Origin of the sequence: Viridibacillus sp. FSL E2-0187, assembly GCF_038006425.1 — a bacterium.
In the GTDB taxonomy this organism is placed as follows: Bacteria; Bacillota; Bacilli; order Bacillales_A; family Planococcaceae; genus Viridibacillus; species Viridibacillus arvi.
In genome coordinates this window covers 2,825,159-2,839,500 of sequence record NZ_JBBOVG010000001.1, presented here as the reverse complement: position 1 = coordinate 2,839,500, position 14,342 = coordinate 2,825,159, and the positions used below count along the sequence as shown (strand labels likewise).

Genomic DNA, 14,342 nt, shown 5'->3' with positions numbered 1-14,342 from the left:
GATATACAAAACAAAATGATAGAAGTAATTGAGCAAGGAAATTTAGAAGGTATACAAGATTTAATGGAACAGCTTAAAATACAGGCTGATCCAAATGTACAGTATGAAATTGCGGAACTGTTAGTGAATTATGGCTTTTTAGCGGAAGCTGATCAATTATTTGAACATTTACAATTTTTGTTCCCTGAAGAAACACAATTAAAAATTGACCGAGCAGTATTGCTAATGGATATTGGAAATGAGGATGAGGCATTAGAAATGTTTATGTCTGTGCGTCCTGACGAACCAGAATATCCTCAAGTTTTATTAGCATTGGCGGATTATTATCAAATGCAGGGGCTATATGAGGTCGCTGAGCAACGTATTAACGAAGCATTAGAATTATTGCCTACTGAACCTTTATTGCGTTTTGCGAAGGCAGAGCTCCTTTTAGAGCTAGGTCGTTTAGCGGAAGCAGCACGTCTTTATGGTGAGCTATACGAAGAACAAGAAGAGATTGCAGGTATCCGATTAGTCGAACGTCTTGCAGAAGTACATCGAACGGGTGCTGCGTTTGAAGAAGCGTTAACATATTATTTGAAAGCTCTTGATTATCATGTTGCACCTGATCTTCTATTTGGAGCAGCGTATTCGGCATTCCAAACACAAATGTATGAAACTGCAATAAAACATTTAGAAGAATTAAAAGAAGTAGATCCAGATTATTTTGCAGCTTATTTATTATTAGCAGAAAGTTACGCAATGCAAGAAGAAAATAAAAAAGCATTGGAAATAATCCAAGAAGGCATTAAACGTGATGAATATGACAAAGAATTATATTTATTTGCTGGAAAGATGGCATTAAAAAATAGTCTACCAAAAGAGGCTGAACAATATTTACGCGAAGCGGTTGCTCTTGATGAAGAATATATGGAGGCTATTTTAACGCTCGTTTCACTGTTAGCGCAAGATGAACGTGATGAAGAGGTTGTTGAATTAATCGAAACATTACGTAATGATGATTTTGATTGGTCTACATTATCTGCTTTTGCGGCACAATCTTATGACCGCCTAGAAGATTATAATCGTGCATACGAATTTTATACTTTGGCATATAATGACCATATGGAAGATCCAGCATTTTTAGAAAAGTACGCGTATTTCTTAATCGAAGATGGCAAACGTGAGGAAGCTCATGAAGTCGTAAAACGATTAATAGCACTACAGCCTGATGAGCCGACTTGGTTGGATCTCTTACAAACTTTCGAGTGAGAGGGGGAATCGGTATGACCGCTTCCGTTTCTGTGATGGATAAAAAGGTTTTCGTTCATTGGTTTTTAAAGCGTTATCAGTTAAAGCGACGTGAATGTGTTTGGATTTTAAATTATTTACTTGGACACGATGAATTACTAGAGCATGTACATTTTGTTGAGGAAGCACATTATTGTCCACGAGCAATGGTCATGTCAACGACTGAATCATCTGGTATTCCATTTCGATTTTATAAAGGAAATATCATGACAGCAGATGCAGAGAAATCATTCCACGATTTGAGGATGCACCCAGAAGAAGAAATGTATATTCAACTTAATTTCCCTAAACTACCACCAAGTAGCGAATACTTAGCGGTTCTTGAAGAGAACCCTCATATGCCAAAGTATTTGCACATTAGTGAAAAGGACCGCATGTTAGCAGAGGAAATATTGAATGATAGCATGAAGTCTTTTAGGGAAGAAACAATTCTAAAGCAAATCGATGAAGCCTTAGATAATAATGATAAAGAGAAGTTTTTTGAATTATCGGCATTACTTAATGTCTTAAAAAATGTGAATGAATAGAAAAAACTTCATCCTTTAGATGGAGTTTTTTCTCGGGGGGAAATAAAAATGTTTTGGATTGGCAAAGATGTAGAAGTATTCGCAGCACAAAAGGAATTTATAGACACAGCAATCGTGCCACTAACGGTTATTGATGGCTCGCCAACAGGAATGAAGCAAAGCGCATCAGCAGCGGAATTTTTAATGTCGTTAACAGCTTTTGTTGAACAACAATTTAAAGGACGAGTTATGGTAATGCCACCATTTACCTATACGAATAGCATGGTGAAAAAGGATTATATTCAGTCAATAGACCAAGAATTAAAATTGGCTGGTTTTAAATATATCTTTTATATGACTTCAGACCATAGTTGGACAAGCGAAGTGCCTGAGCTATCTGTGTTGTGGCTACCATCTATTCCACTTGGTGATATGGATCAATCTGTAAAACAGTCAGTACTAAGTGATCAGATTCGACAAGTAGTACCAATGCTATCAGCTAAATGGTCTGAGCTGTAAGTTTCTTTCATGAAATGTTCACAAATCATGACAAAAGTGTCGAATGCGTTATTGACCTTCCATTTTGATTGATATATCATAGATATGTCCTAGTATTACTATTTTGTATAAGTTTGTCCGTTGGACTTACCTTTAAAGTTAGAGGGGGGAAAAGTATGAGTAACAATCGTGTAACAAGACGTCAATTTCTAAACTACACACTAACAGGTGTTGGTGGCTTCATGGCTGCTGGTATGTTAATGCCAATGGTTCGCTTTGCAGTTGACCCGGTATTACAGAAAAAAGAAGGCGGAGATTTCGTATTAACTAAGCAAAAAATCTCTGAATTAACAGAAACTCCTGTTAAAGTTGACTTTACTTTTGAACAAGTTGACGCTTGGTACAAATCTGATGTTACAAGTACAGCGTGGGTTTACAAAGAAGGCGACAAAGTTATCGCTCTTTCACCTGTATGTAAGCATTTAGGATGTACTGTAAACTGGGAAGGTGACCCAGCACACAAAAACCAATTCTTCTGCCCTTGTCACGCTGGCCGATATGAGAAAAATGGTGAGAACATCAAAGGTACACCACCACTTGGGCCGTTAGATGAGTTCGAAGTGAAAGAAAAAGACGGTCTATTAATGATCGGGAAAACAAGACCAAATACTTTAGTTTAAATGTAAGGGGGTACGACATCAGTGCTAAATAAAATCTATGATTGGGTCGATGAACGCTTAGATATCACACCAATTTGGCGCGATATAGCTGACCACGAAGTGCCAGAGCACGTTAACCCTGCACATCATTTTTCTGCATTCGTATATTGTTTTGGGGGCTTAACGTTCTTCGTTACAGTTATTCAAATCCTTTCAGGTATGTTTTTAACAATGTACTATGTTCCGGATATTGAAAATGCATGGAAATCTGTTTACTACCTTCAAAATGAAGTAGCATTCGGTGAGATTGTGCGTGGAATGCATCACTGGGGAGCTTCACTCGTAATTGTCATGATGTTCTTACATACATTACGTGTATTCTTCACAGGTTCATACAAAAAACCTCGTGAACTTAACTGGATTGTTGGGGTTCTAATTTTCGCAGTAATGTTAGGTCTTGGCTTTACAGGTTATTTACTTCCTTGGGATATGAAAGCGTTATTTGCAACAAAAGTAGGAATTGAAATTGCTGCATCTGTACCATTTATTGGTCAAGCAATCAAAGTTTTACTTGCCGGAGATGCAACTATCCTCGGAGCACAAACATTAACAAGATTCTTTGCGATTCATGTATTCTTCTTACCAGCTGCTTTGCTTGGGTTGCTTGCAGCACACTTTGTAATGATTCGCAGACAAGGTATTTCAGGTCCATTATAGTATTTTAATGAACTTGAAGAATTACTAAAGGAGGGGACACAATGCATCGCGGAAAAGGAATGAAATTCGTAGGGGATTCTCGTGTGCCTTATAAGGCAAACAGAACTAAAACTCCACCAGACTATTCCGAATATCCGGGAAAAACAGAACCTTTCTGGCCAGACTTTTTACTAAAAGAATGGATGGTTGGTGCTGTATTCCTAATTGGTTATTTAATCTTAACTGTTGCTCACCCGTCTCCACTTGAGGCACAGGCTGATCCAACAAACACAGGTTATATACCTTTACCGGACTGGTATTTCTTATTCTTATACCAATTACTTAAATATGAATACGCTTCAGGTCCATATAACATTATCGGAGCTATGGTAATACCGGGTATCGCTTTCGGAGCGCTATTATTAGCACCATTTTTGGATAGAGGACCAGAACGTCGCCCAATGAAACGCCCACTTCCAGTAGCGTTTATGTTATTAGCAATTGCTTCTATGATTTTCTTAACTTGGGAATCAGTAGTTAACCATGATTGGAAAGCAGCTGCAAAACAAGGTGCGATTGTTGAAACAGTCGAATTCGATAAAGAGTCTGATGGCTATAAAGTTTATGCTGGACAATCTTGTATTAACTGTCATGGTGAAAACCTTGAGGGTGGTGCAGGTCCATCATTAATGAACACAGGCTTAACTGCTGATGAAGTAGTTAAAATCGCTCATGACGGTATCGGTGGCATGCCTCCGGGCCAATATAAGGGTTCTGATGAAGATCTTCAAAAGCTTGCTGAGTTTATTGAAAGCTTAAAAGCTGAATAATACTTAATCAATTTAAAGAGTCAGGTAACTGGCTCTTTTTTTTTAGTTTCAGTTGTATTGTCATAAAGTATATTTAAAATGATACCCATATGCATAACTGCAAATATCACTTATACTATTTATATACAAGTGAATGATTCGAATTTACTTGTAAATACTAAATAATACATATTTTATATTGAAAAGGGAGTAATAATATGCCATCTATTGTTTCGAAATGTTGGGTCATATTAACACATCGTTCGTTTTTATGGCTTTTATTAATTATCAATGTGGTCGGTACAATTTGGGGCTATGATTGGTATGGCTGGCAATTAGAAATGACTAAACCAATATTTCTTGTTTTTGTGCCTGATAGCCCTACTGCAAGCCTCTTTTTTAGTATAGCAATTGTCGGCTGGTTGCTTGGACGACATTGGAAATTAATTGAGGCACTCGCTTTAATAACGCTTGTTAAATATGGTCTGTGGGCTGTTGTGATGAACATTTGGGCACTAATTGAAGACGGTTCAATTGGCTGGATGGGATGGATGTTAATCTTTTCTCATTTCATGATGGCTGTTCAAGGGATTTTGTACTTACCAACTTACCGCTTCTCATTTATTCATGTATGGATTGCAGCTATTTGGACATTGCATAATGATGTCATTGATTATGTTTTTGGTCAAATGCCAATTTATCATATGTTGTCGGATTATGTGCAAACTATTGGTTACTTCACTTTTTGGTTGTCTATTTGCTGTATATCACTTGCATTTTGGACAGCTAAAAAAAGCTTTTCATTTGCTCAAAGGTCATCGACACCTTAAAATAATAGTAAGCTAGTATTAGGAGGATGGTTAGTTTGTCAACTGCGATGTACATCGTATATTTTATCGTATTATTACTGTTGCCGATTTACGCTCAAATGAAAGTAAAAAGAACGTATAAACGGTACTCACAAGTTCGTTCAACTTCTGGTATGACTGGTGCTGAAGTTGCAAGATTAATCCTAGATCAGAATGGGTTAAGTAATGTCCGTGTAGTAGAACAACAAGGTTTTTTATCTGACCACTATAATCCAGAAACAAAAACGGTTGCTCTATCTACTCACAACTATCATGAAGCTTCTGTAGCAGGAACTGCTGTAGCAGCCCATGAATGCGGACACGCAATACAACATAAAGAAGCATATTCTTTTTTAACATTGCGCTCTCGATTAGTTCCTGTAGCAAATATTTCTTCTAATGCATCATGGATTTTCATTATGATTGGTTTAATTGCAACTATTCAACCATTGTTACTAGTAGGTATCGTCTTACTTGCAGCAGGAGTTGTATTCCAATTAGTTACATTACCAGTTGAATTTGATGCTTCAAAACGTGCGATGAATCAAATTGTTGCACATGGTATTATCCGTAACGAAGAAGAGCCATATGCAAGAAAAGTTTTAAGTGCAGCAGCATTAACTTATGTTGCAGCGGCTGCAACTGCTGTAATGGAATTACTTCGTTTAGTGTTAATTTACACGGGTATGAATAACGATGACTAAAAAATAACTGTACTACTACAAAATGGAAGACCTTTGAACTGAGAAATCAGTCAAAGGTCTTTTTTGATATAAAAATGGTAAAATATGTGGTTAAAAATAGATAAAATCAAAATAATGTTATAAAACTCTGTTTCTTTGTAGTCAAACTGTAATATATCTGTAATTGAAATAGCGTTGTTTATTACAAAGAATTTCTGTAAAGTTAGTCTTGTAGAAAAAAACAGTTACTAAATTACAAAAATAAATCAACTTTTAATAGTTTGAATATATATTGGAGAGTTTAAATCGATGAAAAAGAAAAATCTATTTACAGCAATTACAGCAGGTACATTAGCTTTAACGATTTCATTTACAGGATTAACAAATGGTCAACAAAATACAGCTTCTGCAGAATCACTAACAACTTCGAATAATGAAGTACATAAATCAACTGCAATCACAATGGTTGCTAGTTCAAAAGCTACTAAAATTAGCGGGAAATACAAAACAACAGCAGCATTAAATATGCGTACTAGTGCTAAAACAACTTCAAAAGTACTATTAACTGCTAAAAAGGGTGCTGTAGTTAAAGCATCTTATAAGAAAAAAGTAAATGGTACAACTTGGTATAAAGTTTCTTATAACGGTAAAACAGGTTGGATGTCTTCAGCATATTTAAAGAAATATAAAAAAGTAAGCAAAGTTTCAAATAGTGCAACTGGTTCAGATATTATTAATGCTGGTAGAAAATACTTAGGCGTACCTTATGTATGGGGAGGTACTTCACCTTCTGGATTCGATTGCAGTGGTTTCACACAATATGCGTACAAACAAGCTGGACAAGGTTCAATTCCTCGCAACAGTCGTGCGCAACGTGCAGCAGCAGCCTATACAAGTAACCCACAAGTTGGAGATTTAATCTTCTTCTCTGCAAATCCAGGTGGAGATTATATTACACACGTAGGATTATATGCGGGTAATGGTCAAGTTTTACATGCCGCTGGTAACAAAGTTCAATATCAAAGTATTGCAAAAGGTAGTTACTGGGGTCCACGTATCATAAGTTATGGTACTTTCCGTTAATATAAAGTTAAAGCCCGCAACAGTGGAGAAATTCCAGTGTTGCGGGCTTTTTTATCTTATGATCTGATTAATGATTATTAAAATTCATTTTTATGATTTTAATTTGCACATATGCGATATGTAGTAATTTTTATAACAACAAAAAAAGCAGATAGTCTTGTTCTATCTGCCTAAGAGAAAAATAATCAATCGATTGGTTGTTTCTTTTCGTCTAATGTAAAACCTTCTCCAATAACATCATGTACTTCTGAAACAGAAACAAATGCATGAGGGTCAACGGATTGTATAATACTTTTTAGCCTAAATAATTCGTTTTTTGCAACGACGCAATAGATAACTTCACGATCTTCTTTAGTGTAATGACCATAGCCTTTTAAAATTGTGACGCCTCGTTCCATTTGTTTAGTTATACGGTCTGCAATTTCATCTTGTTTACCGGAAATAATAATTGCTCCTCTTGCAGCATACGCACCATCTTGTACGAAGTCAATTACTCGAGCACTAACGAAGACTGCGACAAGTGTATACATCATTGAACGTGAATTAAGAAAAGTTGTCCACGACAGTACAATTACGATAGCGTCAAACATGAACATTGTTTTTCCCATCGGCCATCCGATATATTTGTTAACTAGACGTGCGATAATATCAACACCACCAGTAGTGCCGCCATATCGGAAAATAATACCGAGACCAGCACCTAGGAAAACACCTGCGAATAATGCAACTAGGAACATATCGTCTTTCAAACCAATATCAACCTGATAAATTTGGAAGATTTTCATGAAAACAGAGACAGAAACTGTTCCAATCAATGTATAAACAAACATTTTACGACCTAATAATTTCCAACCGAGTATGAACATCGGTACATTTAGTATTAAGTTCATCAATGCTGGGTCCCATTTGAAAACGAAATACAAAATTAAAGTGATCCCTGTAAAGCCGCCTTCTCCTAGCTCATTTTGAACGTTAAAATTAATAAATCCAAAACTGAAGATAGCTGCACCGAGAATAATAAACAATACATTTTTAAATTTAATATTTGGCATTAATTTTTCACCTCATTTTCGGTTAGTAGACTGTATAATAGAAAGGGCTGTAAGAAAAACTGAATAAGTAGTTAATCCATTACCTATTTGATTTACAATAGAGAGAGGTCTTTGTTAATCGCTCTTGATAAATCATATGGAAGAGTTTACATATTTTCTTTTACAGAAATATATTATCATGTATTTTCGACATTTTGACAACAACAAGTATTATTGATTACGATGGATAGAGGAGAGTTGTATATATGAGCAAGGAAGTAACAATGCAACAAATGCAAAAACAAGTAGATGATTATATAGGGCAATTTAAGGAAGGATACTTTCCGCCATTTGAACTATTAGCACGATTGACAGAGGAACTTGGTGAATTATCAAGAGAAGTGCAAAATGTCTATGGCATGAAAAAGAAAAAGCCTACAGAAGCAGCCAAATCATTAGAAGAAGAATTTGGAGACTTTTTATTTGTTCTCATCTGTTTTGCTAATGCAGAAAATATTAATATGGCTGAAGCTTTACAAAGGGTTTTACATAAATTTGAAACTCGCGACAAAGATCGCTGGACTAGAAAGGAAGAAAATTAATGACAATTCGTGTTGCAATTGCTGGACCAAGAGGTAAAATGGGATCCGAAGCTGTACATACAGTAATGAAGAATGATCATATGGAATTAGTAGCGGTACTGGATCATAGAGAAATCGCAAATTCATTGGGGAATTATACAGAATTCCCTAATATTTATGATGTACCTGTTTTTAGAAATTTAGAAGATTTATTTAAAACGATTAAACCAGATGTTTTTGTAGATTTAACGGCGCCTGAAGCCGTGTATAAGCATACGAAAGAAGCTCTGCAAAATGGTGTGCGTCCAGTTATAGGTACGACTGGTTTTACTGATGATCAATTAGATGAATTAACTGAACTATCCGCTAATTTACAACTTGGTGCCATCATTGCACCAAATTTTGCAATAGGTGCAGTTTTAATGATGAAATTTTCACAAATGGCAGCAGCTTATTTACCAGAAGTTGAAATTATTGAAATGCATCATGATAGAAAATTAGATGCTCCTTCAGGTACGGCGATTAAAACGGCCCAATTAATACAAGAAAATAGAAGAAGTCATAAACAAGGACATCCAAACGAAGAAGAAACACTTCCAGGCGCTAGAGGTGCTGATTTTGAAGGTTTACGTATTCATAGCGTACGTCTTCCTGGACTTGTAGCTCATCAGCAAGTACTATTTGGTGGAGAAGGACAATTACTCACTCTACGCCACGATTCATTTAACCGTTCTTCATTTATGTCAGGTGTAAAGTTTTCAATTGAAAAAGTAATGCAGCTAGATGAATTAGTATACGGTTTAGAAAATATTTTATAAGAATGGAATGAGTTCTGTGAAAATAACTTTAATCGCGCATGATAAAAAAAAGGATAGTTTAATCCAATTCGTAACAGCATATCGTGATATTTTAGCCGAACATAGCTTATATGCGACAGGAACGACAGGACAACGTGTTATCGATGAAACGGGTTTACCAGTTACAAGATTTCGTTCAGGACCTCTTGGAGGAGATCAACAAATTGGTGGAATGATTGCAGACAATGACATGGATATGATTATTTTCTTCCGAGATCCATTAACAGCACAACCACATGAGCCAGATGTTTCGGCTTTAATTCGCTTATGTGATGTCTACCAAATTCCTTTAGCAACAAATATGGGAACTGCAGAGGTCTTGCTTAAAGGTCTACAAGAAGGTTTTATTGATTGGCGTTTAATAGAAGAAAGAAGAAATTAATGGCCTTAATGCATAATTGTTAAAATGAATTAATGCCCTCGAATATTTAGAAAAATATTCTGCAAAAATAGATGCAAATAGGAAAGGAAGAGGTCGGGTGCGTAAAATGAAAATTGGTATAACTTGTTATCCGACTGTTGGAGGCTCGGGTGTTATCGCTACTGAGCTTGGTAAGATGCTGGCTGAGAAAGGTCATGAAATTCATTTCATCACATCTAGTATGCCTTTTCGCTTAAATAAAATTTATCCAACTATTTTTTATCATGAAGTGGAAGTAAATAGTTATTCCGTATTTCAACATTCTCCATATGATATTGCGTTAGCAAGTAAAATGGCAGATGTTATTAAAAGTGAGAAATTAGATGTGTTGCATGTGCATTATGCTATTCCACACGCTGTATGTGCGGTGTTGGGACGAGATATGGCTAGTGAGGATGTCGGTATAGTTACAACGCTCCACGGTACTGATATAACGGTATTAGGCTATGATTCATCACTTACTGGCGCAATTCGTTATGGTATTGAAAAATCTGATATTGTAACAGCTGTTTCGAATTCCTTGAAGAGCCAAACTTATGAACTAATCGAAACAAATAAGCCAATCGAAACAATTTATAATTTTGTTGATGAACGGGAATATACACCAAAAGATGGCTCACAATTAAAGCGGGATTTTGGCATATTGGATAATGAACGGGTACTAATACATGTATCGAATTTCCGAAAAGTAAAACATATTCCAGACATTATCAAAACGTTTATTCAAGTGAGAGAGCAAATGCCTGCGAAATTACTACTTGTTGGAGATGGACCTGAAAAGCATCGAATTATGGAAGAAATAAAGAGATGTCCATTTGTAAATGATATTTTGTTTTTAGGAAAACAAGATAATTTATCTGAACTTTATGCAATGAGTGATTTGAAATTACTCATGTCTGAGAAAGAATCATTTGGCCTTGTTTTATTAGAGGCAATGGCTTGTGGAGTACCCGGTATTGGTACGAATGTAGGTGGTATACCTGAAGTGATTGAACATGGTCAAAATGGTTATATAGTAGAGTTAGGTGATACAAATCAAGCAGCTACATATGCTATCGATTTACTACAAGACGAATACAAATTGCAATCTTTCCGTGAAGCGGCAATTTATAGAGCAAATCATTGTTTCCATTCCTCGAAAATAGTGGAGCAATACGAGGCTCTTTATGAGAAGGTGGCACGGAAAAATGAAGTTAGATGAGAATTGGCAAGCCGCTTTTGATATCATACAGTCTTTAGAGAAATTTGGTTATGAAGCGGTAATTGTTGGAGGCGCAGTAAGAGATTACTTACGAGGCCAATTAGCCAATGACGTCGATATTGCAACGAGTGCTTTACCTGAAGAGGTGAAGAAGGTTTTTTCACATACTGCAGATGTCGGTATCGCTCATGGAACAGTGTTAGTGATTCATCCTCTTAGTCCCGTAGAAGTCACAACATTTCGAACAGAAGGAGAGTATGCAGATCATCGTCGGCCTAATGATGTGCAATTTGTACGTTCCTTAGAAGAAGATTTAAAGCGTCGTGATTTCACGATTAATGCTATGGCTATGCGTAGGTCGAAAGAAATAGTAGATCTATTTGGGGGACAAAGTGATTTATCATCTCAAATAATACGGGCTGTGGGAAATTCTGGTAGTCGTTTTAGTGAGGATGCATTGCGAATGCTTCGTGCAATCAGATTTAGTGCACAGCTCGGCTTTGCTATAGAAGAAGAAACTTTCAAAGCAATCCGTAATCAAGCAATAGATATAGGCTTTATTGCGAAAGAACGGATAAAAGTAGAATTTGACAAAGTATGGACAAGTTCCAATGTGCAAAAAGCGATTCGTTATGTAAATGATACGAGGCTTGTCGACCATTTACCGGGGGATTTTTCAAAGCATGTGGAGTATTGGTGTACTTTTGAGAGTTTTGGAAATCCAGTTAATGGTTGGGCATTTTTCATTTTATTACAGCAGGATGAAAATGCTATTCAACTTTTGAATACATTTAATTGTTCAAACAAAGAAAAAACTTATGTGAAACAAGTGTTACAAGCTTATAAAATAAGAACGACTACTGGTTGGACTGCAAGAGACTATTTTGAATTTGACATACCGATATTAGAAATTGCAAATGATTTTGCGATAAAATTCTACCATTCGAATGATAATTTAAATAGATCTGAAATTGTACAGAAAAAGAATGCACTAGCCATTCAATCTCGTTCTGAAATTGTCGTCAATGGCCGAGACTTGATTGAGTGGAGCGGTAAAAAAAGTGGACCGTGGTTAAAAATAGCGCTCGACAAAATAGTTGATGAAATACTATTAAATAATCTTCTCAATGATCGAAAACGGATAAAGTATTGGTTTTTGAATGAGTATATGAGGTAGGATTCAAAACACTTAAATATAAGCATTCTAAGACCAATTAATTAATTGATTTCCGAACAGGTGATTAAAAAGCGACCGAAAAATAAACGTCGTTTATTTAGTCACCTGTTTTTTACTTTGTCTTTTTTGATCAAATGACTATAAGTATTTAATGTTTGCTGAGTATTGGAGTGCCCTAATTGTTCCTAAATAACTCAGAGTCTAATTTAGGAGAAGCATCCCCATTCTTCAAATCTAGTAAACTATATCAATTATCAGGAATAATCTTTAAAGCAAAAGCATCTATTGATAGAAACATAGTTTTAGAGCATCACGAAAGTAATTATTGAAAAGCATTATTAAGTGTTATAAGTGCGTAAGAACAGGGTAAAGAGTTATTCATATATATACAGCAATCAAGCGTGTCACGCGCAGTATCAAAGTGGAATCAATAATGGATGAGGCTTGGGAAATCTAAACCATAGGGGTGTATGGCCATGAAGATTTTGTTGAGTATTTACTATTATTTCGTTGATGAGGATATTGCACCTGAAGATGTAGCGTTAGGGGAATGGATGTGGATAGCTTTATTGCCTGTTGCGGGAATAATAAGTTTGTTATTGGTACTTTCATAAGATACAGAAGTATAAAATAGCTGTTTATAATGAGTGTCCATGGATATATTCAGCTTTAATAGTCCAGTTTTCGTCAGCAGTTATGTTGAAGTAGTATACGCCACTGTTTTTAACTTTTTGTATTGTAGATCCTTTATAAGAACCAATTTCAATTACCAATAGATTAATATCGTTGGCCTTTACAATCAAAATATATTTTTTGAGTGACCAAAAAGTGACCAAATGTTAAGATTGATTAAGACTTAGACATATTTTGCGATAAATAATGATACTATTGAATCTAATCAGCAGTTTTAAAATAACAATTAGAAACAATATGTTATATTTTGATACGACATTCAGATAAAGGATTGGTTCAGTCATGAAAGCAACATTGAAAAATGAAATTATAAAGCGACTAGTTGAGGCTAATGGAGAACCAATTTCTGGACAGCAGCTAGCGGATGAATTTGGAATCTCTCGGACGGCAATTTGGAAGCATATGAAGCAACTTCAGGAAAAAGGATATGCTTTTGAAACAGTAAAAAAAAGAGGCTATGTTTTAACAGCAACGCCTGATACAGTCGATGATGCAAATATTTCAATGGCTCTTGAAACAGAAAATTTCGGTAGCCGTATTATATATGAACAGTCAATGACTTCTACTCAAGCAATTGCACATAATAAAGCACAAGAAGGAGCCCCTGAAGGTACTGTTATCATTTGTGAGGAACAGACAGCAGGCCGTGGCCGTATGATGCGTGAATGGAAGTCGACGAAAGGTAAAGGGATTTGGATGAGTGTTATCCTTCGACCAGAGATAGCTCCTTATGAAGCACCTCAATTTACTTTAGTAGCTGCAGTGGCATTGACTAAAGCAATAGCTGATATAACAGGTGTACAACCAGAAATTAAGTGGCCAAATGATTTATTGATTGATGGTAAGAAATGTACTGGAATTTTAACAGAATTACAAGCAGATCCAGATCGCGTAAATGCAATTATTATGGGGATGGGCATAAACGTAAATCATCAACCAAATGATTTCGAGGAAGAAATAAAAGATATTGCAACATCCCTGAAAATTGCTAGTGGAAAACATATAGATCGTGCAACCTTAGTTGCTAAAATACTTTATTACTTAGAAATTTACAGTGCACAATATGTAAAAGAAGGTTTTGAACCGATTAAGTCTCAATGGGAAAGTTATTCTTGTACTATTGGAAATCGTATTCGAGCGACAACGTTACAAGAAGTATTCATTGGTAAAGCTATCGGAATAACAAATGATGGTGTTTTACAGCTGCAATTAGATGATGGTACGATAAAAGGTATCTATTCAGCTGATATTTCACTCGAAAAATAAAGATTGGAATGTATCGACAAAGTTGTTATAGTTGAAGTATAGG

At 35.8% G+C, this 14,342-nt stretch carries 17 protein-coding genes; 16 read left to right on the top strand and 1 reads right to left on the bottom strand.

What is annotated here, in order from left to right; translation table 11 throughout:
* Positions 1-15 precede the first annotated feature (15 nt).
* From MHH85_RS13875 to MHH85_RS13835, 9 genes are all read left to right on the top strand, one after another.
* The gene (locus MHH85_RS13875) at positions 16-1,251 is read left to right on the top strand and encodes a tetratricopeptide repeat protein (protein ID WP_193738925.1); all 1,236 of its coding nucleotides are present in this window, start codon (positions 16-18) and stop codon (positions 1,249-1,251) included.
* Between the two features lie 14 nt (positions 1,252-1,265).
* The gene (locus MHH85_RS13870; RefSeq protein WP_193738926.1) at positions 1,266-1,817 is read left to right on the top strand and encodes a ReoY family proteolytic degradation factor; all 552 of its coding nucleotides are present in this window, start codon (positions 1,266-1,268) and stop codon (positions 1,815-1,817) included.
* A gap of 48 nt (positions 1,818-1,865) precedes the next feature.
* Complete coding sequence (locus tag MHH85_RS13865; RefSeq protein ID WP_193738927.1) at positions 1,866-2,315, top strand: YpiF family protein; 450 nt, start codon at positions 1,866-1,868, stop codon at positions 2,313-2,315.
* A 155-nt stretch (positions 2,316-2,470) separates the two neighbouring features.
* Positions 2,471-2,974 carry a QcrA and Rieske domain-containing protein gene (locus MHH85_RS13860; protein WP_193738928.1) on the top strand — a complete coding sequence of 168 codons (504 nt, stop codon included), beginning with the start codon at positions 2,471-2,473 and terminating at the stop codon, positions 2,972-2,974.
* Positions 2,975-2,995: 21 nt separating this feature from the next.
* A complete protein-coding gene (gene qcrB, locus MHH85_RS13855; protein ID WP_038190639.1) occupies positions 2,996-3,670 on the top strand; it encodes a menaquinol-cytochrome c reductase cytochrome b subunit in 675 nt (224 codons plus the stop codon).
* A gap of 41 nt (positions 3,671-3,711) precedes the next feature.
* The gene (locus MHH85_RS13850; RefSeq protein ID WP_038190636.1) at positions 3,712-4,479 is read left to right on the top strand and encodes a menaquinol-cytochrome c reductase cytochrome b/c subunit; all 768 of its coding nucleotides are present in this window, start codon (positions 3,712-3,714) and stop codon (positions 4,477-4,479) included.
* Positions 4,480-4,676: 197 nt separating this feature from the next.
* Entirely contained in the window at positions 4,677-5,288 is a 612-nt protein-coding gene (locus MHH85_RS13845) for a DUF1405 domain-containing protein (protein WP_193738929.1), read from the top strand.
* Between the two features lie 47 nt (positions 5,289-5,335).
* Positions 5,336-6,010 (top strand): zinc metallopeptidase, encoded by a 675-nt coding sequence (locus MHH85_RS13840; RefSeq protein ID WP_053418275.1) that lies wholly within the window; start codon positions 5,336-5,338, stop codon positions 6,008-6,010.
* A gap of 288 nt (positions 6,011-6,298) precedes the next feature.
* On the top strand, positions 6,299-7,072 hold the full coding sequence (locus MHH85_RS13835; protein ID WP_193738930.1) for a C40 family peptidase: 774 nt from the start codon (positions 6,299-6,301) through the stop codon (positions 7,070-7,072).
* A gap of 185 nt (positions 7,073-7,257) precedes the next feature.
* Here the strand turns inward: MHH85_RS13835 and MHH85_RS13830 are convergent, their stop codons facing one another.
* Positions 7,258-8,124 (bottom strand): YitT family protein, encoded by an 867-nt coding sequence (locus MHH85_RS13830; protein ID WP_193738931.1) that lies wholly within the window; start codon positions 8,122-8,124, stop codon positions 7,258-7,260.
* Between the two features lie 245 nt (positions 8,125-8,369).
* Here MHH85_RS13830 and MHH85_RS13825 point away from each other — a divergent pair, with 245 nt between their 5' ends.
* The 7 genes from MHH85_RS13825 to MHH85_RS13795 all read left to right on the top strand — a co-directional run bounded on the left by MHH85_RS13825 (position 8,370) and on the right by MHH85_RS13795 (position 14,299).
* Positions 8,370-8,705 (top strand): nucleotide pyrophosphohydrolase, encoded by a 336-nt coding sequence (locus tag MHH85_RS13825; RefSeq protein ID WP_053417234.1) that lies wholly within the window; start codon positions 8,370-8,372, stop codon positions 8,703-8,705.
* Positions 8,705-9,502, top strand: coding sequence for a 4-hydroxy-tetrahydrodipicolinate reductase (dapB, locus tag MHH85_RS13820; RefSeq protein WP_340707514.1), 798 nt, complete (start codon positions 8,705-8,707; stop codon positions 9,500-9,502). Before MHH85_RS13825 ends, dapB begins: the two co-directional genes overlap by 1 nt.
* Before the next feature lie 16 nt (positions 9,503-9,518).
* Positions 9,519-9,923, top strand: a complete 405-nt coding sequence (gene mgsA / locus MHH85_RS13815; RefSeq protein ID WP_053417232.1) for a methylglyoxal synthase — start codon at positions 9,519-9,521, stop codon at positions 9,921-9,923.
* 97 nt (positions 9,924-10,020) lie between these two features.
* Positions 10,021-11,163, top strand: a complete 1,143-nt coding sequence (gene bshA, locus MHH85_RS13810; protein WP_340707513.1) for an N-acetyl-alpha-D-glucosaminyl L-malate synthase BshA — start codon at positions 10,021-10,023, stop codon at positions 11,161-11,163.
* The gene (locus tag MHH85_RS13805; protein ID WP_340707512.1) at positions 11,150-12,340 is read left to right on the top strand and encodes a CCA tRNA nucleotidyltransferase; all 1,191 of its coding nucleotides are present in this window, start codon (positions 11,150-11,152) and stop codon (positions 12,338-12,340) included. The genes bshA and MHH85_RS13805 overlap by 14 nt, the downstream gene beginning before the upstream one ends.
* 476 nt (positions 12,341-12,816) lie before the next feature.
* Complete coding sequence (locus MHH85_RS13800; RefSeq protein ID WP_193738935.1) at positions 12,817-12,954, top strand: hypothetical protein; 138 nt, start codon at positions 12,817-12,819, stop codon at positions 12,952-12,954.
* A gap of 361 nt (positions 12,955-13,315) precedes the next feature.
* Positions 13,316-14,299, top strand: a complete 984-nt coding sequence (locus MHH85_RS13795) for a biotin--[acetyl-CoA-carboxylase] ligase (protein ID WP_193738936.1) — start codon at positions 13,316-13,318, stop codon at positions 14,297-14,299.
* Positions 14,300-14,342: the final 43 nt, after the last annotated feature.

Excerpts from the sequence above, each read along its gene's own strand:
- MHH85_RS13875 (WP_193738925.1), top strand. The coding sequence starts at position 16 with ATGATAGAAGTAATTGAGCAAGGAAATTTAGAAGGTATACAAGATTTA.
- MHH85_RS13870 (WP_193738926.1), top strand. The coding sequence starts at position 1,266 with ATGACCGCTTCCGTTTCTGTGATGGATAAAAAGGTTTTCGTTCATTGG.
- MHH85_RS13865 (WP_193738927.1), top strand. The coding sequence starts at position 1,866 with ATGTTTTGGATTGGCAAAGATGTAGAAGTATTCGCAGCACAAAAGGAA.
- MHH85_RS13860 (WP_193738928.1), top strand. The coding sequence starts at position 2,471 with ATGAGTAACAATCGTGTAACAAGACGTCAATTTCTAAACTACACACTA.
- MHH85_RS13850 (WP_038190636.1), top strand. The coding sequence starts at position 3,712 with ATGCATCGCGGAAAAGGAATGAAATTCGTAGGGGATTCTCGTGTGCCT.
- MHH85_RS13845 (WP_193738929.1), top strand. The coding sequence starts at position 4,677 with ATGCCATCTATTGTTTCGAAATGTTGGGTCATATTAACACATCGTTCG.
- MHH85_RS13840 (WP_053418275.1), top strand. The coding sequence starts at position 5,336 with ATGTACATCGTATATTTTATCGTATTATTACTGTTGCCGATTTACGCT.
- MHH85_RS13835 (WP_193738930.1), top strand. The coding sequence starts at position 6,299 with ATGAAAAAGAAAAATCTATTTACAGCAATTACAGCAGGTACATTAGCT.
- MHH85_RS13830 (WP_193738931.1), bottom strand. The coding sequence starts at position 8,124 with ATGCCAAATATTAAATTTAAAAATGTATTGTTTATTATTCTCGGTGCA.
- MHH85_RS13825 (WP_053417234.1), top strand. The coding sequence starts at position 8,370 with ATGAGCAAGGAAGTAACAATGCAACAAATGCAAAAACAAGTAGATGAT.
- dapB (WP_340707514.1), top strand. The coding sequence starts at position 8,705 with ATGACAATTCGTGTTGCAATTGCTGGACCAAGAGGTAAAATGGGATCC.
- MHH85_RS13805 (WP_340707512.1), top strand. The coding sequence starts at position 11,150 with ATGAAGTTAGATGAGAATTGGCAAGCCGCTTTTGATATCATACAGTCT.
- MHH85_RS13800 (WP_193738935.1), top strand. The coding sequence starts at position 12,817 with ATGAAGATTTTGTTGAGTATTTACTATTATTTCGTTGATGAGGATATT.
- MHH85_RS13795 (WP_193738936.1), top strand. The coding sequence starts at position 13,316 with ATGAAAGCAACATTGAAAAATGAAATTATAAAGCGACTAGTTGAGGCT.